The organism is Parabacteroides timonensis, from assembly GCF_900128505.1.
Classification (GTDB): domain Bacteria; phylum Bacteroidota; class Bacteroidia; order Bacteroidales; family Tannerellaceae; genus Parabacteroides; species Parabacteroides timonensis.
Genome location: NZ_LT669941.1, coordinates 2,416,998 through 2,436,823, shown reverse-complemented (window position 1 = coordinate 2,436,823; position 19,826 = coordinate 2,416,998). Strand labels below are relative to the sequence as shown.

Annotated in this window: 17 protein-coding genes and 1 pseudogene; 10 read left to right on the top strand and 8 right to left on the bottom strand. The window is 43.9% G+C overall.

Annotated elements, in window-relative coordinates; all coding sequences use genetic code 11:
* Nucleotides 1–9: 9 nt before the first annotated feature.
* A complete protein-coding gene (locus BQ7394_RS17360) occupies nucleotides 10–1,278 on the top strand; it encodes a DUF6807 domain-containing protein (RefSeq protein WP_161951805.1) in 1,269 nt (422 codons plus the stop codon).
* Between the two features lie 36 nt (nucleotides 1,279–1,314).
* Here the strand turns inward: BQ7394_RS17360 and BQ7394_RS17355 are convergent, their stop codons facing one another.
* Both BQ7394_RS17355 and BQ7394_RS17350 read right to left on the bottom strand, forming a co-directional pair.
* On the bottom strand, nucleotides 1,315–2,886 hold the full coding sequence (locus tag BQ7394_RS17355) for an Rne/Rng family ribonuclease (RefSeq protein ID WP_075558581.1): 1,572 nt from the start codon (nucleotides 2,884–2,886) through the stop codon (nucleotides 1,315–1,317).
* Between the two features lie 226 nt (nucleotides 2,887–3,112).
* On the bottom strand, nucleotides 3,113–3,385 hold the full coding sequence (locus BQ7394_RS17350) for an HU family DNA-binding protein (protein ID WP_075558580.1): 273 nt from the start codon (nucleotides 3,383–3,385) through the stop codon (nucleotides 3,113–3,115).
* 189 nt (nucleotides 3,386–3,574) lie between these two features.
* Between BQ7394_RS17350 and mutY the strand changes: the two genes are divergently transcribed.
* The 7 genes from mutY (at nucleotide 3,575) to BQ7394_RS17315 (ending at nucleotide 11,697) form a co-directional block, all read left to right on the top strand.
* Nucleotides 3,575–4,660, top strand: a complete 1,086-nt coding sequence (gene mutY / locus BQ7394_RS17345; RefSeq protein ID WP_075558579.1) for an A/G-specific adenine glycosylase — start codon at nucleotides 3,575–3,577, stop codon at nucleotides 4,658–4,660.
* A gap of 43 nt (nucleotides 4,661–4,703) precedes the next feature.
* Nucleotides 4,704–5,183 carry a single-stranded DNA-binding protein gene (locus tag BQ7394_RS17340; protein ID WP_075558578.1) on the top strand — a complete coding sequence of 160 codons (480 nt, stop codon included), beginning with the start codon at nucleotides 4,704–4,706 and terminating at the stop codon, nucleotides 5,181–5,183.
* 25 nt (nucleotides 5,184–5,208) lie between these two features.
* The gene (gldE, locus tag BQ7394_RS17335; protein ID WP_075558577.1) at nucleotides 5,209–6,543 is read left to right on the top strand and encodes a gliding motility-associated protein GldE; all 1,335 of its coding nucleotides are present in this window, start codon (nucleotides 5,209–5,211) and stop codon (nucleotides 6,541–6,543) included.
* On the top strand, nucleotides 6,543–7,118 hold the full coding sequence (gene gldD / locus BQ7394_RS17330) for a gliding motility lipoprotein GldD (protein WP_075558576.1): 576 nt from the start codon (nucleotides 6,543–6,545) through the stop codon (nucleotides 7,116–7,118). The genes gldE and gldD overlap by 1 nt, the downstream gene beginning before the upstream one ends.
* Nucleotides 7,118–7,744 (top strand): 4'-phosphopantetheinyl transferase family protein, encoded by a 627-nt coding sequence (locus BQ7394_RS17325; protein WP_075558575.1) that lies wholly within the window; start codon nucleotides 7,118–7,120, stop codon nucleotides 7,742–7,744. The genes gldD and BQ7394_RS17325 overlap by 1 nt, the downstream gene beginning before the upstream one ends.
* A 140-nt stretch (nucleotides 7,745–7,884) precedes the next feature.
* Nucleotides 7,885–11,379 (top strand): hypothetical protein, encoded by a 3,495-nt coding sequence (locus BQ7394_RS17320; RefSeq protein WP_075558574.1) that lies wholly within the window; start codon nucleotides 7,885–7,887, stop codon nucleotides 11,377–11,379.
* A gap of 51 nt (nucleotides 11,380–11,430) precedes the next feature.
* Complete coding sequence (locus tag BQ7394_RS17315) at nucleotides 11,431–11,697, top strand: GNAT family N-acetyltransferase (protein WP_075558573.1); 267 nt, start codon at nucleotides 11,431–11,433, stop codon at nucleotides 11,695–11,697.
* Nucleotides 11,698–11,715: 18 nt separating this feature from the next.
* Here the strand turns inward: BQ7394_RS17315 and BQ7394_RS17310 are convergent, their stop codons facing one another.
* The gene (locus BQ7394_RS17310; protein WP_075558572.1) at nucleotides 11,716–12,363 is read right to left on the bottom strand and encodes a pentapeptide repeat-containing protein; all 648 of its coding nucleotides are present in this window, start codon (nucleotides 12,361–12,363) and stop codon (nucleotides 11,716–11,718) included.
* A gap of 175 nt (nucleotides 12,364–12,538) precedes the next feature.
* Here BQ7394_RS17310 and BQ7394_RS17305 point away from each other — a divergent pair, with 175 nt between their 5' ends.
* On the top strand, nucleotides 12,539–12,934 hold the full coding sequence (locus BQ7394_RS17305; protein WP_075558571.1) for an L-rhamnose mutarotase: 396 nt from the start codon (nucleotides 12,539–12,541) through the stop codon (nucleotides 12,932–12,934).
* 6 nt (nucleotides 12,935–12,940) lie between these two features.
* Here the strand turns inward: BQ7394_RS17305 and BQ7394_RS25410 are convergent.
* The 5 genes and pseudogenes from BQ7394_RS25410 to BQ7394_RS17275 all read right to left on the bottom strand — a co-directional run bounded on the left by BQ7394_RS25410 (nucleotide 12,941) and on the right by BQ7394_RS17275 (nucleotide 17,954).
* A pseudogene (locus tag BQ7394_RS25410) lies at nucleotides 12,941–13,350 on the bottom strand (AraC family transcriptional regulator).
* Between the two features lie 22 nt (nucleotides 13,351–13,372).
* A complete protein-coding gene (locus BQ7394_RS17290; protein WP_075558568.1) occupies nucleotides 13,373–15,745 on the bottom strand; it encodes a PDZ domain-containing protein in 2,373 nt (790 codons plus the stop codon).
* 157 nt (nucleotides 15,746–15,902) lie between these two features.
* Nucleotides 15,903–16,589 carry a murein L,D-transpeptidase catalytic domain family protein gene (locus BQ7394_RS17285; protein WP_075558567.1) on the bottom strand — a complete coding sequence of 229 codons (687 nt, stop codon included), beginning with the start codon at nucleotides 16,587–16,589 and terminating at the stop codon, nucleotides 15,903–15,905.
* Nucleotides 16,590–16,622: 33 nt separating this feature from the next.
* Nucleotides 16,623–17,627, bottom strand: a complete 1,005-nt coding sequence (locus BQ7394_RS17280) for a L,D-transpeptidase (RefSeq protein ID WP_075558566.1) — start codon at nucleotides 17,625–17,627, stop codon at nucleotides 16,623–16,625.
* Between the two features lie 138 nt (nucleotides 17,628–17,765).
* Entirely contained in the window at nucleotides 17,766–17,954 is a 189-nt protein-coding gene (locus BQ7394_RS17275) for a ferredoxin (protein WP_075560095.1), read from the bottom strand.
* 189 nt (nucleotides 17,955–18,143) lie between these two features.
* On the opposite strand from BQ7394_RS17275, the gene pruA reads away from it, so the two are divergent.
* Entirely contained in the window at nucleotides 18,144–19,775 is a 1,632-nt protein-coding gene (gene pruA / locus BQ7394_RS17270; protein ID WP_075558565.1) for an L-glutamate gamma-semialdehyde dehydrogenase, read from the top strand.
* Nucleotides 19,776–19,826: the final 51 nt, after the last annotated feature.

The window sequence follows — 19,826 nt, the reverse complement described above, 5'->3', positions numbered from 1 at the left end:
CTAAATATCATGCGTGTACCAGGAGTTCATATAAGACAATCAGTCTTTATCATTTTATGTTGTTTGGGAGCTTTCTCTTCGTTGTGGGGTACAGATAAAGTTCATATTACGGTGGAGGCAGGTTTATACGACCGGATAGATTGTGTTGTCGCTGCCGATATTTCGTCTGTCGATCAATTGGATAAGAGACCGAGAGTATCCCTGTATGAGACTGTCGGGGAGGAAAGGAGAGAAGTTGCCTGTCAGTTATTGGAGGGAAAAGACGGTAAACCTTATTTGTATTGGGTACTAACGGGGAAAACTCCTGCCGGGACAATGCGTGAGTTTGTCGTGGAGCCTATAACGGGGAACAGCGAGGTTGCGGTAATGAAAATAGAAGATACAGGGAAAGCCTTAGTCTTAAAAAAGAATGAGAGTGAGATTCTTCAGTATAATTATGCTGTCACCAATCCTCCATCGGGTGTGGATACGGTTTATCAACGTAGCGGTTTTATTCATCCGGTATATGCTCCATCCGGTAATATCCTGACAACCATACAACCCAAAGATCATTATCATCATTTTGGGGTATGGAATCCCTGGACGCGTGTTGAATATGAAGGAAACGTATATGATTTGTGGAATTTAGGAGATAAGCAAGGAACGGTGCGTGCCCGGAATGTGGAAAAAACTTTTCAAGGTAGTGTTTGTGTCGGTTATTCTGCAAATTTGGATCACTATATATTTTCGGCGTCTGGTGAGAAAATTGTAATGAATGAATCTTGGACGGTAAAGAGCTGGAATATCCCGGAACGATTTTTATGGGATTTTGAATCAACATTGCAGGATGTAACTTCTTTACCTATAAATATAAAAGCTTACAGATATGGCGGTTTTGTGTGGCGTGGTACACAGGAGTGGACAAAGGATAACTGTATAATGCTTACTTCTGAAGGTAAGAGCCGTTCCGAAATAGATGGCACGACAGCCCGTTGGATTTATGTTACCGGGACTTGTGGTGGAGATAAACAGTCTGGTTTTCTGCTTTTAGGGCATCCGGATAATTATAATGCGCCGGAACCCCTTCGGATTTGGGATGAAAAAGCAAACGATGGCCGAGGGGATGTTTTTGTGAATTTCGCACCAACAAAATATAAAGACTGGCAGCTAATGCCTGGCAAAGACTATTCTCTTCGTTATCGTATCTGTACCTATGATGGAGAAATGACGGTAGCTGAAGCAAATCGTCTTTGGAATGATTATGTTTACCCTCCCAGGGTGATCGTAAGAAAGCAATAAAAAAGCCCCGGAGTTTATCGCTTCGGGGCCTCTTTTTTATTTCATTTCCTTTTCCTCCATCATGTCGAGTTCATTCTTGTCGGAATCAATAAACTTGTATTCCAGAAAACCCAGACTTTGGTTAGGAATGACTTTCATACTCATGGAGTATTTCAGTTTCCATTTCATGCTAAGGGGATAAAGCCCCTTGTTTACGAATGCTGCTACGTAAGGATGTACGTGCAGGGCGAATTTCTTCACATTGTGTTTGTTTACCAGACAGTCGATCTTTCCCTCCAGATTGTCGGTGAATAAGATCGAAGGTTTGATTGTTCCTGTGCCGAAACAGGTGGGGCAAGATTCCGTTGTATCTACATCCATTGCCGGGCGAACCCTTTGGCGGGTAATCTGCATCAGACCAAACTTACTTAAAGGCAGGATGTTGTGTTTGGCCCGGTCGTTTACCATCGCTTTAGACATGTGTTCGAACAGCTTCTGTCGGTTAGCTGCTTCAGCCATATCGATGAAGTCGACCACAATAATACCGCCCATATCGCGAAGACGAAGCTGGCGTGCTATTTCGTCGGCGGCAGCTGTGTTTACGTCGATAGCTGTTTTTTCCTGGGCGTCGCTTCCTTTGGAACGATTGCCGCTGTTAACGTCTATCACGTGCATGGCTTCGGTGTGCTCGATGATCAGGTAAGCTCCACTTTTATACGTAACCGTACGTCCGAACAACGATTTGATTTGCTTGGTGATACTGAAATTGTCGAAGATCGGCAGTTCACCGGTATATCGTTGTACGATCTCCTCCCTTCCGGGAGCGATCAGGCTGACATAATCGCGTATGTTATGGTAAACATCCGCATCGTTTACGTAAATATTCTGGAAAGACGGGTTGAATATATCACGGAGCAAGGCCACAGTACGTGCCGTTTCTTCGTATACGATCGACGGTACTTTTAACTTTGGAACCTTGACGATGTTTTCTTCCCACCGTTTCACTAATGTCTTTAATTCATGGTCGAGTTCAGCAACACGTTTACCTTCTGAAGAGGTACGCACTATAACACTGAAGTTTTTCGGCTTGATGCTCTGGATTAACTGCCGCAAACGGGCACGTTCCTCACTCGACTTGATTTTTGTGGAGACTGAGACCTTATCGGCAAATGGTATCAACACGATATATCTTCCGGCAAAAGATAGTTCGGAAGTCAATCGCGGACCTTTTGTTGAGATCGGCTCTTTGGCAATTTGTACCAACACCTCTTGTCCGACTTTAAGCACATTACTAATACTTCCGTCTTTTTCAATTTCTGGGAGTATCTGCATTTTTGAAATGGCAGGGATCTTTTTCTGATCGCTGAGTGCCTGTTTGAGGAACTTCTGTTGGGTGTTGAAGTTCGGACCTAAGTCCAGATAGTGAAGAAATGCGTCCTTTTTATACCCTACATCAATGAAAGCAGCATTCAACCCCGGCATCAGTTTTTTTACTTTGCCAAGATAGATATCGCCGACGGCAAACGAAACATTGCGGGCCTCTTTTTGTAGCTCCACAAGGTTTTTGTCTTCCAGGACGGCAATAGATACCTCTTTGGGTTGTACATCAACTACTAATTCACTTATCACTTGAAAGTGGGTTTTAATTCAGACCTTTCTAAATACGCAAAGAACAAACTTAAAAGGTCACTTATTAAGTTTGTTCTTTAGAGTTTTCTTGTTAGATAGACTTATTTCTTTTTATGTCTATTCTTTTTCAGTCTCTTTTTGCGCTTGTGCGTAGACATTTTATGTCTTTTTCTTTTCTTTCCGCTAGGCATTGTTTCTAAATTTTAAATTAAACTATAATTACTAATTACTTAACTTCGTTCAGGAAGGTTTTAGCCGGCTTGAATGAAGGGATGTTATGCTCCGGAATGATGATCGTAGTATTCTTTGAAATATTACGAGCAGTTTTCTGAGCTCTCTTCTTAATAACGAAACTTCCGAATCCCCTCAGGTAAACGTTTTCTCCTTCAGATAATGAACTTTTTACAATATCCATAAAAGATTCTACGCTACTCAATACCGTTTGCTTATCGATACCGGTACTTTTAGCAATTTCGCTAACAATATCTGCTTTAGTCATGTCTATAAATTAATTAATGATTTGGACCTATTAATTTTTTGGAATGCAAATATATAGCTTTTTATTTAAGTGGAAAAAGAATTGCCCGCCATTTTTTAATAAAAAAGATTCCTTACAATTCATTATATCTGTGTATGTTTGCATTAATCAACGAGTTGAGAGTTTTAAAAGTACGAAAACAGGACAAATATGTCGCAATTGAAAAATGAACTGGAAACTAGCAATATGTTGCTAAACTGGTACAAAATGAATAAAAGGACTTTACCATGGAGGGAGTCGTCCGATCCCTATATAATCTGGATATCAGAAATAATTCTTCAACAAACCCGTGTCGCTCAGGGGATGGATTATTTTTACCGTTTCACCGAACGCTTCCCGGATGTGGCTTCGTTGGCCTCTGCCGAAGAAGATGAGGTGTTGAAATATTGGCAGGGATTGGGGTATTACAGCCGTGCCCGGAATCTGCACGCGGCAGCCAAAAGTATCATGGATACCTTTGGGGGTGTTTTTCCGAGTGAATATAAAGATGTGTTGTCATTAAAAGGAATCGGGGAATATACGGCTGCCGCCATTGTGTCTTTTGTGTGGAATAAACCTTATCCGGTTGTCGACGGGAATGTCTTCCGGGTGTTATCCCGTTTATATGCGGTCGATACGCCTATCGATACGACAAGCGGAAAAAAACAATTTACCGAGTTGGCGGGGATCGTGATGAATCCGGAAAAGGCCGGACTTCACAACCAGGCAATCATGGAGTTCGGCGCCTTACAATGTGTGCCTCAAAATCCGGATTGCGACGTTTGCCCGTTAAAAGAACGTTGCATGGCATATGCTTCCGACCGGGTACAAAGTTTTCCGGTAAAGCAGAATAAAACAAAAACACGTCCCCGCTATTTCCATTATCTATACATTATATATAAAGGTCAGACCTGGCTTTCGCGCCGGGGTAAAAAGGATATATGGGAAGGGCTTTATGAATTTCCCCTCATTGAGACGGAGCAACCTGTGGACTTTACCGGTTTACAAAAAACGGAAGCCTTTAAACTGTTGTTCGAAGGAGCCGGGCGGTTGAATGTCTCGGTAGATATACCGGAAATAAAACACGTCCTGTCCCATCAGGTCCTGCATACGGCTTTCTACCGGATAGAAATAGAGAAAATCAGCGAGGCTTTGAATTCGTATCTGGCTGTTCCGTATGAAGATATCGAGCGTTATGCCGTTCCCCGTCTTATACATATTTATTTGGAGAAATTAAATGGAAACTTGTCAGAATGATCGAATTTATGTTTCTTTGTAAGATATTAAAAGAATTATTACTATGTCATTGAATAAAGTCATTTTGATCGGTAACGTGGGCAAAGATCCCGACGTTCGTTATTTCGACAGCGGTGCGGCTGTTGCAAACTTCCCTTTGGCAACTTCGGAAAGAGGTTACACACTTGCAAATGGTACGGTTGTGCCCGAAAGGACAGAATGGCACAATATTGTGGTGCGTCGCGACCAGGTAGCCTTTGTTGAAAAATGGGTGAAGAAAGGTTCGGGCGTCTATGTGGAAGGAAAGATCCGTACCCGTAGTTATGACGATCAAAGTGGTGTGAAGCGTTATGTTACGGAAATTCATGCAGACCGTATCGAATTTTATAACACAGGCTCGAAGCCGGCTGACGGAACATCTTCTAATAGCGGAACAGGTTTCCAGCAGGGAGGACAACCGCAGGCAACGTCTTATCAACAACCGGTTTCACAACAACCGGATATTTCTTCGGATTCAAACAGTGCGGATGATCTTCCGTTCTGATATTGTTTAACTAATACGGTTCCCCTTGGACTCAGACTATTATTTATCGGGCTTATTTGACCAAGTTACTATGCAGGCGCTTACAGCAGGTCCTGTTATAGCATTAAGCCTCGCTTGTATACTGCTGTTAGTGTCCGGCTTCGTGTCGGCATCAGAAGTGGCATTCTTTTCTCTTACCCCGGGTGACATCAACGACATCCGGGAAGAGAATTCTCCTTCAGATCCACTTATCAGAAAACTTCTGGATCGTTCCGAATATTTGCTTGCAGCTATTCTGATTGCAAATAACTTTGTGAATGTAGCTGTCGTTATGCTTTGTACCTATGGTATCAATGCCCTGGTCGATTTCTCGGCTGTGCCTGTTTTAGGTTTTGTGCTCGAAACGATCATACTAACTTTTCTTCTTTTACTTTTTGGCGAGATCATGCCCAAGATCTACGCACAGAAGAACTCTCTTCGCTTTGTTCGCCGTTCGGCTTCTGTTTTGAATATGATCGAACGTATCTGTCGCCCGCTATCGAAGGTGTTGGTGACTTCTACCTCTGTTATAAACAAGGCGCTCGTTAAAAAGAAATACGACCTTTCTGTCGATGAACTCTCTAAAGCGCTCGAGCTGACATCTACTGAAATTCCTGAAGAGAAAGAAATGTTGGCCGAGATCATCAAGTTCTATAATAAAACGGCCGATGAGATTATGACTCCCCGTCTGGATATGGAAGATATTGAGATAAAGACCAACTTTCGTAATGTGATCGATTTCATTATTAAGTCCGGTTATTCGCGTATCCCGGTGTATGCAGACTCGGAGGATAATATCAAAGGTATTCTCTATATCAAAGACTTGCTACCCTATATCGAAAAACCGGATACATTCCGTTGGCAGAGCCTGATCCGTCCGGCTTACTTTGTTCCCGAGACGAAGAAGATCGACGACCTGCTGGAAGAATTCCGGACCAACAAGATACATATGGCGATTGTGGTAGACGAGTTCGGCGGTACTTCCGGTATCGTTACGATGGAAGATATTCTGGAAGAAATAGTCGGAGAGATTTCCGATGAATATGATGAAGATGAAAAACAATTCATCCGTCTGGCAGACGGCAGCCTGATCTTCGAAGCCAAGATACTGTTGACAGACTTTTTCCGTGTGATCAATGCCGACCCGTCCGAATTTGGAAAGTTGACGGAAGATGTGGAAACACTGGCCGGCCTTCTGTTGGAGATAAAAGGAGATTTCCCTCGTCGCCGGGAGATTCTCGATTATGGCAAGTATCGTTTCCAGGTTCTCGAAATGGATAACCGTCGGATCCTTAAGGTGAAATTTAATCGTATTCCAACAGGAGAGAAAGGAGAGGAGTGATGAAGTCTATTCTGTCGGGTCTGTTTTTTCTGTTTTTTCTGTTGTGTATCTCTTGCACGGAATATACGCCGAAACCACGTGGCTATTTTCGGATTGAACCGCCACAGGCCCGTTATCAGTCTTTACCTCTCGACAGTTTACCTTACGGGTTTAATGTCTCCCAGTTGGTAACCGTAGAACTCCCCCCGGTGGGAAGTCCGGAAGGATGGATCAACCTGTCTTATCCTTCTTTAGGTGTAAAAGTGTATTGCAGTTACCTGCCTGTTACACAAAAAACATTACAGACGGCCGAGATGGAGTCCCGTTCGTTGGTTTCCCGGCAGGCCAAACAAGCCAATGCCGTGAAGGAGCAGGCTTACAGCAATCCGGACGAAAAAGTATACGGTTCCTTGTTCTTGCTCGACGGCGAGTCTGCTTCTCCTGTGCAGTTTATGCTGACAGACAGTTCTTCAAACTTCTTTCGTGGGGCTTTGTATTACGATTGTGTGCCGAACGCTGACTCTCTGGCTCCCCTGACAGATTATTTGCGAAAGGATATTATTGAATTGATACAATCTTTTAGTTGGAAGAAATAATGCCTGTCATCCTGAAACATACATCACCTTTGCTGGGTGTCTGGAAGATTGAAGAAACTTCGGATGAATTACTCTCCCTGTTGGATCTCCAACCGGATTATTTACCTTTTCTTCAACATATAAAAACAGAGAAACGTCGCCAGGAATGGTTAGCTAGCCGTGTCCTCCTGAAAGAACTGGCTGGTTCGGAACTTATCATCCGCTATCATGAAGACGGTGCACCCTATTTGCCCGACTCTGCTTATCATCTGAGTATTTCCCATACGAATGGTTATGCCGCCGTTCTATTGCAGCAACAGCCCGCTGCCGGTATAGATATCGAATATTATTCTCAGCGGATATTGAAGATACGCAGCCGCTTTATGTCTCCCGAAGAGGATGCCTCCGTCTCTTCTATTAATGAAGTCAATCATTTACTTATCTATTGGTGTGCTAAAGAAGCCTTATTTAAAATGATCCGGCAGCAGGATGTCGACTTTATCGAACATTTGCATATCGAACCTTTCACTTATGCAGACTCCGGACAAATCCGTGCCTACGAAACCCGGACGCCGGATGCCAAGTCCTATACTTTGAACTATGAAGTATATCCCGCCTTTGTACTGGTATATAGTATCTCTCTATAAATAAGACCGGGTCTTTCATTCCCTTGGCAGTGTTTTGCCATTTAAAACATTCAGCTGCCTTAGAACCCTAAACATAATAACAGTTATCTTGTTTTAATTTATAGAGTCTTTGCTTTACCGGATAACGTTTATAATAAGATATGGGGCGGAAAAAGAAAATAGCAAAATATATTTTCCCGGCAATCGGATTGCTGGTTGTGTTGCTTACTGTCCTGAACCTGTATCTGAACCAGCGGCTTGAACGGTATCTGAAGAAGGAACTGAGCCGCCGGACGGCAGAGGCTACGGATGGCTTTTATAATCTTTCGTTTGATGATCTGTCTATCGGTTTCATAAAAGGGGAACTGAAGATAAAAGGCGTCAGGCTTATGCCCGATACTACAGTATTCCGGCAATGGGCGGCTATCGACAGTCTTCCGCAGACTTATGTGAAGGCGGAGGTTGGCGTGATCGATTTTAAAGGGGTGAACCTGACATGGCGTTGGAGTTATAAGAAATTACACTTTAACTCCTTTGAGATTAAGGATCCGGAGATAGAAATATTCGATTCGTATAACTCCGGACGCACGGAGAAGAAAGCCCGGAATGTCAGTTCCAAATCATTGTACGAAGTCATTTCACCGTATATAAATGTGTTGAGTGTGCAGACGCTGAACCTGGAAGATGCGAGTGTCTCTTATACGGTTGAGAATCCGGTGACACCGATCCTGTATGCATTGACCGATGTCAGTTTCCGTGCATACGATTTCAGGCTGGATGAAAATTCTTCCCGAAGCGGCAAATTGCTCTATTGCGATAATTTTGAGTTTGTAACCAACCAACCTCAGACACTGCTTGTCAATAACGATTTCGTGTTGAAAACAGACAGTATCAAGCTGAGTACGCTGGATTCGATCATTTATATAGAAAAAATCAACCTGATCCCACAGGAGAAGTTGTGGGTAGAGAAAAACCAGAAACCGGATAGCTATGTGGATGCATTGGTCCGGACGATTGAAGTAAACGGCATACAGTTTACACGGGAAGAGGCTCTGAATTATCTGACAGCCCGTTCTTTTGATATCTCATCGTCGGATATCCAGGTGTTTAACCTGGCGGCTAATACGGCACCTAAAGACAAAACGGTCGATACACCTGCTCCCATGAATACCGATTCATTGGTACAGGCCTTGTCTCTTTATGATATTATATCACCGGTATTACATAGTGTTGCTATTCAGTCCATCGGTATACGGGATGCCAAAGTGGCCTATTCGCAGACTGTGAAAGATTCTGTCGAGGTCTATAAATTGGATAATTTTAATTTTCAGGCGAATGAATTCCTGGTAGATTCGGTTTCCGAAGTGAAGCATGGTTTATGGTATTCGCGCAGTTTTGCTTTTGAAGCAACAGGGATCAGCGGGATGATGACGGCCCGTAACCATCGCCTGGATGTGGAACGTATGGCACTGAACACGGAGACCGGCGATTTCAGTATTGAGAATATCCGGTTGAAACCTATCTCCGTTAGATCGCGCAACGATTATATGTCGGGCAGTATCGATACGATCGCTATAAAAGGTTTACTGTATGATAAAGGGATCAGTGCCGGTCTGTTTAAGATAGACCGTCCGAATCTCCGGTACAATAAGGTACCCTCTTATAATAAGGAAAATAAAGAACAGAAAATGCCGGTCGATACCCGGGCGGATATTGAAGGTATATTGAATCCGTTACTCCAATATTTATCTATTAAACAGATTCGTCTGAATCATGTTTTTGTCACGTTGAACGATAGGAGCGTTCCTGATCCTGTCGTTTATAAACTGAAAGATTTCAATTTCTATGCAACCAATTTCCTGATAGACGACAGTACGAACCGGAGCAACGGATTGTTTTTCCAGTGCGATAATTTTGGATTCAGTCTAAAGGACTTTGATAATTACCTGCCGGGAAAAGAATACCGGTTGTATGTGAGTAAAGGCGATTTCTCCACTCAGAAAGGCCAGCTTCGTTTACAGGATGTAAAGTTGATCCCGCAGGATTCGTTGTGGGAAAAGGCTTCGAAGTCGCATATAAGGTTTGAGGCCCCTTTAGTTTCGGTTTCCGGAATGAACCGCTTACCGGATAAACTTGCTCAAAGCCTGGAAACAGGAGCCGTTCATCTGAAGTCACCGTATCTGGAGGTAGTCAATAAGGATGGGGCTTTCTTTAAAGCCGGACTGAAAGATATAGGTATCAGTAAAATTACATGGGACAGCCTGCATTTTGCTGTCGGTGATATTTTATTGGCTGATCCTGTTTTTTCTTATCAGTCGGGAAATGCTCCGGATAAGGAGAAAAAGAAACCTGCCGCAGGCGAGTTGGAGGATGTGTATGAAATGCTCGGACGTTTTACGCCTGACCTTTCGCTGGGGAAATTGGATATATCGAATGCCGTATTGAATAATGATACGGCCAGCCTGCTATTGGAAGGATTACATGTCAATGCAGCAGACCGTCTGTTTAAGCTGAAAACAATCCGGTTCAATACGAAAGACCTGTCCTTCCCATTGGATAATGGCTTTTATACCTTGAGTATCGGCGAAGTGAGTCTGAATAATACGCAGCTCGACCTGGCAAATATCCACCTGCTTTCCAAATATCCCAAGATGGAATTTGCCTATCTCCAACCCGAACATAAGGACTGGTTTGATGTCAAAGTGGGACGTTTGAATCTTGCGGGGATCGACTTGCCGGCCTGGATTACACAGAAAGTGATAAAAGTAAGAAAAGTACAGGTGGATGATGCCGTCCTTCAGAATTTTAAGAACCAACAAATAATCGTCCCCCGTCATATTGTTCCGATGATTTACTCCGGTCTGCAGAAAGCTCCGGTTAAACTAGCTGTCGATAGCCTGGATGTCAATAACTTTTCTGTTGTTTATGAAGAGCTGGCCCGGAAAGGGATAAAACCGGGAAAATTATTCTTTACAGAGATGAACGGCAAGTTTTCCGGATTTACCAATATCGTAACCCGTCCGGATCAGTATATCTGCCTCGACGCAAATGGAAAGCTGATGGGAACAGGCTATTTTACAGCTACCTGGTTGTTGCCTGTCGATTCATTGAACGATCGTTTTATCCTGAATGCCCATATGAAAGATTTCGACCTGACAGCCTTGAATGAATTGATAACCCCGCTGGCATTTGCCAAGATCGAAAGCGGTAAACTGGATGATTTTACATTTAGTACGGAAGCCTCCAGCAAAGGAGCTAACGTCGATATGCTGTTCCTTTACCGAGACCTGAAAGCAGAACTTTTCAAAGAAAAGCATGGAGAGGTGATCGATAACAAGTTTTTATCACGCCTGGCAAACCTGGTGTTGAAACATGATAACCCGGATCATCCGGAAAAGGGCGGTCATAAACCCAGGCAGTCTCACCTGACTATTGAACGCGACCCTTATCATTCTACATTTAATTATTTATGGCAAATATTGCGTCCGCCCCTGATCGAGTCGGTGGGCGTTTCTAAAAAGACACAGGATGTCGCCAAAGAAGTCAATGGTTTTTTAACTAAAATAAAGAATTTCTTTCATCCCAAAAGAACTAAAGCGCAGGCGGAAAAGAAAGATGATAAAAACGAAATAACGGATGAACTTATCCGGAGGTAAAGTGTTTTATACTAAAGAGCGTTGTTTTGTAGATAAATAATAAACGAATACATGGAATATGATATAGTTCATCACCCGGAGAAATATCGCTTCGAGGTGAAAATAAATGATTTAACGGCCTTTGTACAATACAGGCTTGTCGGCAATAATCTGGATATTATTCACACAATAGTTCCGGAACCTCTGGAGGGGCAAGGTATTGCCGCTTCCCTAGTGAAAGCGGCTTTCGACTACGCATTAGAGAATCAATTAAAGCCACGGGCAATCTGCTCGTACGCTGTTGCATGGTTAAAAAGACATCAGGAATATGCAAGATAACCAGTTTGAAAATGATGATTATCCTTTGATTGTAACACCCAGTAAATGGGCTAGTTCAAGTGCTTGCAGGGAAGTTACTGCAGCTCCACGTAACTCACAACCTGTAATGGGACTTATCCGTATGCCGGATATGTCGCAGTTGCTTAAATCTGTACCTTTCAAGGAAGTACGGTAAAATTCCGCTTCTTTCAGGTTACACGCATCGAATACCGTATAGGCAAACTGGCAACTTTCCAACGAACCACTTTTCAGGTCACATTGGTTGAAGCCCACATATTTCAGTTTGCTCATGGTCAGGTTGATATATTCAGCTTTGCAGTTACTGAAAGTAATATGATTTAATGACGATTCCGAGAAGTTCACGCCGATCAGTTTACAATCGATAAACTCGACACGATGGAAGCCGGATTCGGAGAAATTGACATTCGAAAGATCGCAGTTCCGGAAGATTATATCGCTGAACTGCGATTTTTTTATGCCACAACCGATCAACATACAGTTCGTGAACAGACAGGACTGCATATTTATATTTTTTGTCTTGATCTCAAATACCCGTTGGTTTTTGAAAGAATATTCCGTCACGTCTTCTCCGTCATTTAGGAGTGTCTCGTCCAATGGGGCGTCCTCTTTTAAAAGAGCTGTTACCCGGGGAGCAGTTATCTTCATGTTTTTTCTTTTTTTATAGGCGGGTAAAGGTAGTTATTTTGATCCGTATTTACTATCCCGGGCGTCGATATCGTTTTATCCCTTGCAGAAATAATATTACTCAGACGGTATAATTATTGTTTTATTTGCATACGGATTATTCTTGTTGAATGATCGGTGTAAATTGATACTATTTATGGAAAATAAGAAGAGCGGTTATAAAAGCAGACACTATGATTTCCCAACTAAGCGCTATTGCCAGATGCTGGATTTGAAAGACGATCCGGAGTTAATCGAAGAATATGAGAAAAGACATGGGCGGGAATGTTATTGGCCGGAGATCGGGGCAGGGATAAAAAGTGTCGGTATCCTTGAAATGGAGATCTATTTATGTGGAAACAGGTTATTTATGATCGTGGAAACTCCGCTCGATTTTGATTGGGATACGGCATTCGACCGTCTCGCCGGTTTACCGCGACAAGCGGAATGGGAAGAATATATGTCCGTATTCCAGCAGGCAGATCCGAATGCCAGTTCTGCCGAAAAGTGGCAACAGATGGGGCGTATCTTTCATTTGTATGATGATGAATAGTTGTGTTTATAATTTCTTTTTATATAAAACCGGTGTCATTCCTGTATATCTTTTGAACAACCGGTTGAAATAAGAAACGTTTTCGAACGAAAGCGTATAGGCGATATCCTTGATCGAGTGATGATCGGTAATGATCAATAATTGGGCCCTTTCTATTTTCTTCTGGTTGATGTACTGCACAGGGGTTGTCTGCATCTCTTATAACTGTGCAACGTGAAAGGCGGTATCAGATAAAGATGCTCGGGAGTGAGAAGCTGGATATGGTCGCGATCCTGCAGATGCAGCTTGGCTACACCTTCCTTGACCAGGTAGATACGTGCGAACGGACTGTTTACATTTTTGTAATTCCAGTCGGCACGGTGAACAGCGTATCCGATATTCAGCAGGATCAGGTCCGTATTTTCTTTCTCTTTCATCTTTATCCGATTATTTAATGGGTTAGTCCAGTAATTTTCCCGGAATTGTGACTTTGTTCTCCTTCTGTGTCCTGAATATTATAAATTCGATATCTTTCGATTTGTCGACCTTCTGAAGTGCGTCCTGCATCTCCTTCAGGTTATTGACCGGAGTGTTTCCTACCTGGATAATAACGTCGTTAGGACGTATATAATCCCGCAGTTTGCCTCCCAATGCATTGACGGAAATAACATATACACCCCTTTCCGAGTCCATTCCCGTGGCCGAACGTTCGCCTAAGGTCTGCAAACTTTTGATCGTGACACCGCACCAGTCGATAATATCGCTGTCGGCGTGGCCGGCGATCATGATCGGTGTCGGCATTTCGGGCGTATGAGCGATCGCTTTCAGGCGGGGGGAGACAACGCCGAACTGATCCATGGCAAAATTGTGGAAACTGCCTTTGGTGATTGCTTCGGAATCGTCGGGAACGGTGAAATCTCCTTTTGCCGGGTTGCGGAATTGTATGGGAGTGACGATGGAATGTTCGTCCGTATCGTTCTTGCGTGCAGCGGCATGTGACAAGCTGTCTGTGAAAATGTTGTAGTCTACCAGCAATCCCCATTCACGTATGCCGATCGGTTTATATTCGGTCATGACGATATTGCGTGTGAAGACATCGCCACTGTTATTAAACCAGACATGCGGGTGGAAGGAGTTGTTTATCATAATGTTGTTCTCAACTATGCGGTAGAAACCTTCTCTTAGCTTGATTCCTCCGTTGAGGCAGAGGTTATTATATATATGGTAATTGCTGGAACCGTCATCCAGGTCGATGTCCCACCCCCGGTCGCAACGGAAACGGTTGTTTCTCATAACGGTGGTCTGGCAGGCGTCCGCCAGGATCAGGGCCGGGTCTTTGGCGGCGATCGATTCCATTTCCTGATATTTGGGATGCCAATAGCGGTCGCGTCCCCAGGAGTTGAAAGAGCCGTGGTCGCCGGTTTCTTTGACTGTGTCGAAAATATCATTGAATTCCAGGATATGGCCGCCCCATGTCCCTTCGCTGACATTGATTCCGGCACGGGGAGTATCGTAAATACTGTTGTGGCTGACGGTAATGGCCTGGCACATGGATAATTCGACCCCTGTGATCTGCTTTTCGAACAGTCCGATCGAATGGATCAGATTGTCGTATACCAGGCATTGAGCCGGATAATTATTGTTTTTGGGGCCTTTCCCATGATCGATTTGTTCGTAGGGGACAAATTCAGCATATTCGAAACTGGGTGAACGGACACCAGCGGGATCACCGACGAAGCAGACGGCACTCGCTCCGATCTGCGTAAGGTGGGAACTGGAAATTTCCGAATGGCGGTTATAATAAGAGAAGAATACGGCATTTCCTCCCAGGTTGTGCAGGTAGCAATTACGCAGGGCACAATATTCTGTCCCTTCGAAGAAAACGGCTGCTCCCCGGTAAATCGTCCAGTCTGAACGAAGTAGCTGTTCGTAAGGTTCCATAAATGTACGGAGGGTTTGTGTCAGTTCCAATCCGTCGACCGTGATATTTTTTACCGGGTTGGTTTCCGTACCCCGGAATTCGATCAGGTGTTTGAGTTGGGGAGATTCGAAAAGGGTTTCGGATACATTCTCGCCTTCAAGCGGATAATAATATAAAACCTGCTCGTCGGCTGCATAGAACCATTCGCCGGGAGCATCCAGTTCTTCGAATATATTCTCAACCATCCGATTGTCCGGGTGAAGTCCCGACTGGCGGTTGTTTTGCCAGCCACCTTCCATCGTCAGTTCTCCTTTCTTGTTTTTTCCGGTGATGAGGTAATGGAAATCACCCCAGTCATGCCTGTGCATGGCGTGCAGATAACCTCCGGCCGGATTTTTCCATTTCTTTACCCGTTCAGGTGCGGTGGCCTGGGCGGAAGTCCCGTTGAAGCGGACTGCTTTCTCATCGAAGTTAGGATAGCGTGCCATGTGTCGCAGTTGTCCGTCGACAACCAATATATCCATGACCGGACTACCACTTACTTTGGCTTTCATAATTCCTTTCTTATAAGGTGTCCATTGCAAGGATAATGGTATTCCTCCTGAAAGAACTACCTGTTCGCCGGGATAGGCTTTTACAGATAACTGTCGGGTGTCGTTCCCGTCCTGGGGAGTGAAAACGATGGGTTTGTCGAGCATATACTTACCTTCGCGCAGGTAGATAACGATCTCTCCTTTTTCTGTCCGGGCTTTTTCCAGTGCAACCTGAATACGGTTGAATGGATTTTGAACACTTCCGTCGCCATTGGCTTTCCCTGTCGGGGAAACGAAAATCTCTGATTGTGCCGATATCGGCAAGGCTATAAAGGCTAGCAGTATTGGAAATAAAGCTTTCAGTACGTTGCTTTTCATTCTCAATTAGATTTAAATTGTTATATTAGTGTATAGTATCTTTTTCCCTTTTCCGTTTGCAAGATAAAGCTTTTTTGTGGATTTCCTTAATAGTATTCAGGGAATGAATAGTACAATATCGATTTTGGTGTTTCCTTTTCTCTTTTTTATATCCCGTTTACATAGTGGCGATCTGTTTGGACAGGATAGGACTATAGGCCAGATAATTCTGGTTATTGGCATAAATAAACAACAGCGAACCGCCCTTGATCGTATTAATGATCGGTTTGCTGACCGACTGCGGCAGGGCTGGACAACCGAAGCTGCGTCCCAAGCGACCGGATGAGGCGATAACGGAAGGGTTGGAGTAAGCCGCCCCATGAATCACGATCGCCCGTTCTTTGGCACGGTCGTTAATCCCTTTTTCCAGACCGTTTAGTACTAATGAATAACCGTTTTTCCCCTGATAAGTATTTTCTGTCAGAAAGAATCCCAATGAGCTTTTGAGAGACCCGTTCTCGTTAGAGAAAGAGGTGGCATAATTCCCACCGCTATTTTTTCCATGGGAGACGAGCGAAGAGAACAATAACTTTTTATGTCTCATATCGAGTACATAAAAACGTTCTTCTGTAGAAGGCTTGCTGAAATCGACCAGTGTAAGTATCTCTTTACTTTTTTGTTCGATCTTATTATATCCGGCTATGGCCTGTTCGAAAGCTGTATAATTGACAACCCCTTCCAGTTCCATTTCCATATATAACTGCCGGCAGCTTGAAGTTGCGGACGTGCGTGGTATCGGCCGACTCATCGAAGAGAAGTTTACCGGGATAAACAGAAGGAACAGATATAAGAAAATTTTGTGCATGTCAGTGTGAATCAGACTGCAAAGTTATAATTTTTAATCAAAAACAAAAACAAGAGTTCCCTCGATAGGTGCCCAATCGTAAATAAATTTAGCATGTGAGGTTGCATTCCTGACGCACATGTGGGAGCGGGGAGTCGTACCCAGCGACGGGCTGAATTCAATCAAATTCTTTCGTGGCGCATTGACGGGTACGCCATGTATATAGCCCCCGTTGGTAAAGCGGCTGGCATAAGGAGCAAAGCCTCCGGTCTCCGTCGTCCCGTCTACCAGGTAGATCATCCGTGATTTCTTTTCCTGGATCACGAAAATGCCGGGAGGGGTTTCCTGGGCATAAGGTGGCCTGTGCAAGCCGGTGGTTGCCGGGTTCATACTTCTGACCAGCCATTTGTCGCCGACGTGTTCCATTGTTGCTATATTCTGGTTTTTCGTATCGACAAAGATTGCTTTTCTGAATACAACCGTGTCGGCGATAGTTTCGATATATTTGCGGGGCACCATCCATTCTTTTCCCGTATGCACGGAAGCTACCTTTATAAAGTTTGTATAGTCTTCCAGGTGTTTCACCAGCGAACCGTCGCGGCCGTATAATTCAGGGACGGAGGTGTCGGTCGGTAAATAAAGCGGTACGCCCTGGAAACGTTCTACTCCCAGCGAGTCGGCTATCCGGCGGTAAGAGTCGCGGTGATAATTTCTGACTAACGGAGCTTCGCCGTTCTTGTTCCTGTAGTTTTGCAGGATCGACCAAGTGGGCGTTTCCCGGTGGGTCGACTCAAGCCAGGTAAGCCGTTCGCGTATCTTATCCCATTGGAATTCGCGGGTGGTATCTTTGTAAGGATAGCTGTCGGCCAGGGTATGCTGGTCGTAAAGTAGCTCCTTTTCAATGATAATTTCTTTGGGAACCACCTCCACTTCTTCCGCAACATCGACAACTGTCGAGTCCGGTACCGATAAATCACCGGATACGGGCTTGTCCGTCTTCGTTGTACAATAACTGAGGGCAACGAGACAAAATACCGGAAATAAGACCGCTCTTTTCATACTGGTTTCTTTTTATGGTGAATATATACTTTATTATTGATATAACCACCGAATTATCAGGAAAAGAGGTTATTCCATCCGGAATAACCTCTCCACTTTTTACTCTGCTAACGCTAATCGATGAGACATTCGTCTCACTCAATCATATTTAATAACGCTGACCGGACAGCTTTCAGCAGCTTCTTTTATTCCTTCTTCGTAGTCGTTAAAGTTTACTCCTTCATTTACGTGGGAACGGTCAGTTACGTGAAAAACTTCCGGGCAAATGCCTTCGCAAGTACCACAAGCGATACAGTCCTCTTCTATCCAAACACTTTTAATTGCCATAGTTGTATACATTAAAGATGATTTATATAAGCATAACAAATCAAGGGGTGAAATGGTTGATGTAATTTATACACGAAATGAAGCTCGATTAAAACTAATTTAACGCTTAAGTCGCTATGAATTAAAATTATTTTACTACGTTTACAGCACATAAAATCTTTGATTAACTATTCATAAACTAAAAACAACATGGATAACGCTATTTTTAGATTTCCTAAGCCTATTAATGAACCGGTAAAATCGTATGCTCCCGGATCGAGTGAAAAAGCAGCATTGAAAAGCACGTTAGCACAATTGTCCAATGAAGAATGGGATATTCCATTGATCATCGGTGGTAAAGAAGTTCGTACAGGTAACACTGGTAAGGTGGTTATGCCGCATGATCATCATCATGTACTGGCAACTTATCATAAAGCCGGCGAAAAAGAGGTACAGATGGCTATCGACGCAGCTATGAAAGCGCATAAGGAATGGTCGGAATTGCCCTGGGTGGAACGCGCTTCGGTCATGCTGCGGGTGGCAGAACTTTTCGCTACAAAATATCGTTATTTATTGAATGCCTCGGTGATGCTGGGACAGAGCAAGAACCCGTATCAGGCAGAGATCGATGCTCCCTGCGAGTTGATCGACTTCCTACGTTTCAGTACATTCTATGCCAGCCAGGTATATGCCGACCAGCCTTATTCGGATACAGGTATCCTGAACCGGATGGAATACCGTGCACTGGAAGGTTTCGTATTCTCTCTGACTCCGTTTAACTTCACCTCTATTGCCAGTAACCTGAATATGGCTCCTGCCATGATGGGTAACGTGGCCGTATGGAAACCATCTACAACTGCTATCCATTCAAATTATCTGTTGATGAAGGTATTCCAGGAAGCCGGACTTCCTGACGGTGTAGTCAATTTCATCCCGGGACAGGGAAGTGTAATCGGCAAGGTGGTTACAGCCAGTCGCGATCTGGCAGGTTTCCATTTCACCGGATCTACTTCTACTTTCAATACATTGTGGCGTCAGATGGGTGAGAACCTGGGTCATTATAAATCTTATCCGAAGATCGTAGGTGAAACAGGCGGTAAGAACTTTATCTTCGCTCATCCTTCGGCTCCGGTAGCAGATGTGGCAACAGCCATCGTTCGTGGTGCATTCGAATACCAGGGACAGAAATGTTCGGCCGGTTCACGTGCTTATATTCCTGCTTCTATGTGGAAAGAAGTGAAAGAAATGGTAGGCGATATGCTGAAAGATATCAAGATGGGGGATGTACAAGATTTCACCAACTTTATCAATGCCGTAATCGACGAACCTTCGTTCGATAATATCATGGGATATATCAATTATGCAAAACAGGCATCGGATGCAGAGGTTATATTTGGTGGTAACGGCGATAAGTCGGTAGGTTATTATATCGAACCGACCGTGATCCAGACTACAAATCCGTCATTCAAATCGATGGTGGAAGAAATCTTCGGCCCGGTAATTACTATCTATGTTTACGAAGACAGCAAGTTTGAAGAAACATTGGAAATCTGCGATCAGACATCTCCTTATGGATTGACCGGTTCGATCTTCTCACGTGATCGTTTTGCTATCGATAAGGCATTCAACAAACTGCGATATGCAGCCGGTAACTTCTATATCAACGATAAACCGACTGGTGCCGTTATCGCACAGCAACCGTTCGGCGGTTCAAGAGCATCCGGAACAAACGACAAGGCCGGTGGCCCGTTGAACCTGATCCGCTGGACTAATCCTCGTTGTATCAAAGAGGCTTTGGTTCCACCTACTTCTTACGGTTATCCGTTCTTAGGGGAAAAATAACATATTAGTTGACAGTTGACAAGTGACAGTTGACAGGTTAATCTGCTAACT

What these genes read in the sequence shown, in the direction of transcription:
- BQ7394_RS17360 (WP_161951805.1), top strand. Translation starts at nt 10, where the DNA reads ATGCGTGTACCAGGAGTTCATATAAGACAATCAGTCTTTATCATTTTA.
- BQ7394_RS17350 (WP_075558580.1), bottom strand. Translation starts at nt 3,385, where the DNA reads ATGACTAAAGCAGATATTGTTAGCGAAATTGCTAAAAGTACCGGTATC.
- mutY (WP_075558579.1), top strand. Translation starts at nt 3,575, where the DNA reads ATGTCGCAATTGAAAAATGAACTGGAAACTAGCAATATGTTGCTAAAC.
- BQ7394_RS17340 (WP_075558578.1), top strand. Translation starts at nt 4,704, where the DNA reads ATGTCATTGAATAAAGTCATTTTGATCGGTAACGTGGGCAAAGATCCC.
- gldD (WP_075558576.1), top strand. Translation starts at nt 6,543, where the DNA reads ATGAAGTCTATTCTGTCGGGTCTGTTTTTTCTGTTTTTTCTGTTGTGT.
- BQ7394_RS17325 (WP_075558575.1), top strand. Translation starts at nt 7,118, where the DNA reads ATGCCTGTCATCCTGAAACATACATCACCTTTGCTGGGTGTCTGGAAG.
- BQ7394_RS17320 (WP_075558574.1), top strand. Translation starts at nt 7,885, where the DNA reads ATGGGGCGGAAAAAGAAAATAGCAAAATATATTTTCCCGGCAATCGGA.
- BQ7394_RS17315 (WP_075558573.1), top strand. Translation starts at nt 11,431, where the DNA reads ATGGAATATGATATAGTTCATCACCCGGAGAAATATCGCTTCGAGGTG.
- BQ7394_RS17310 (WP_075558572.1), bottom strand. Translation starts at nt 12,363, where the DNA reads ATGAAGATAACTGCTCCCCGGGTAACAGCTCTTTTAAAAGAGGACGCC.
- BQ7394_RS17305 (WP_075558571.1), top strand. Translation starts at nt 12,539, where the DNA reads ATGGAAAATAAGAAGAGCGGTTATAAAAGCAGACACTATGATTTCCCA.
- BQ7394_RS17290 (WP_075558568.1), bottom strand. Translation starts at nt 15,745, where the DNA reads ATGAAAAGCAACGTACTGAAAGCTTTATTTCCAATACTGCTAGCCTTT.
- BQ7394_RS17285 (WP_075558567.1), bottom strand. Translation starts at nt 16,589, where the DNA reads ATGCACAAAATTTTCTTATATCTGTTCCTTCTGTTTATCCCGGTAAAC.
- BQ7394_RS17280 (WP_075558566.1), bottom strand. Translation starts at nt 17,627, where the DNA reads ATGAAAAGAGCGGTCTTATTTCCGGTATTTTGTCTCGTTGCCCTCAGT.
- BQ7394_RS17275 (WP_075560095.1), bottom strand. Translation starts at nt 17,954, where the DNA reads ATGGCAATTAAAAGTGTTTGGATAGAAGAGGACTGTATCGCTTGTGGT.
- pruA (WP_075558565.1), top strand. Translation starts at nt 18,144, where the DNA reads ATGGATAACGCTATTTTTAGATTTCCTAAGCCTATTAATGAACCGGTA.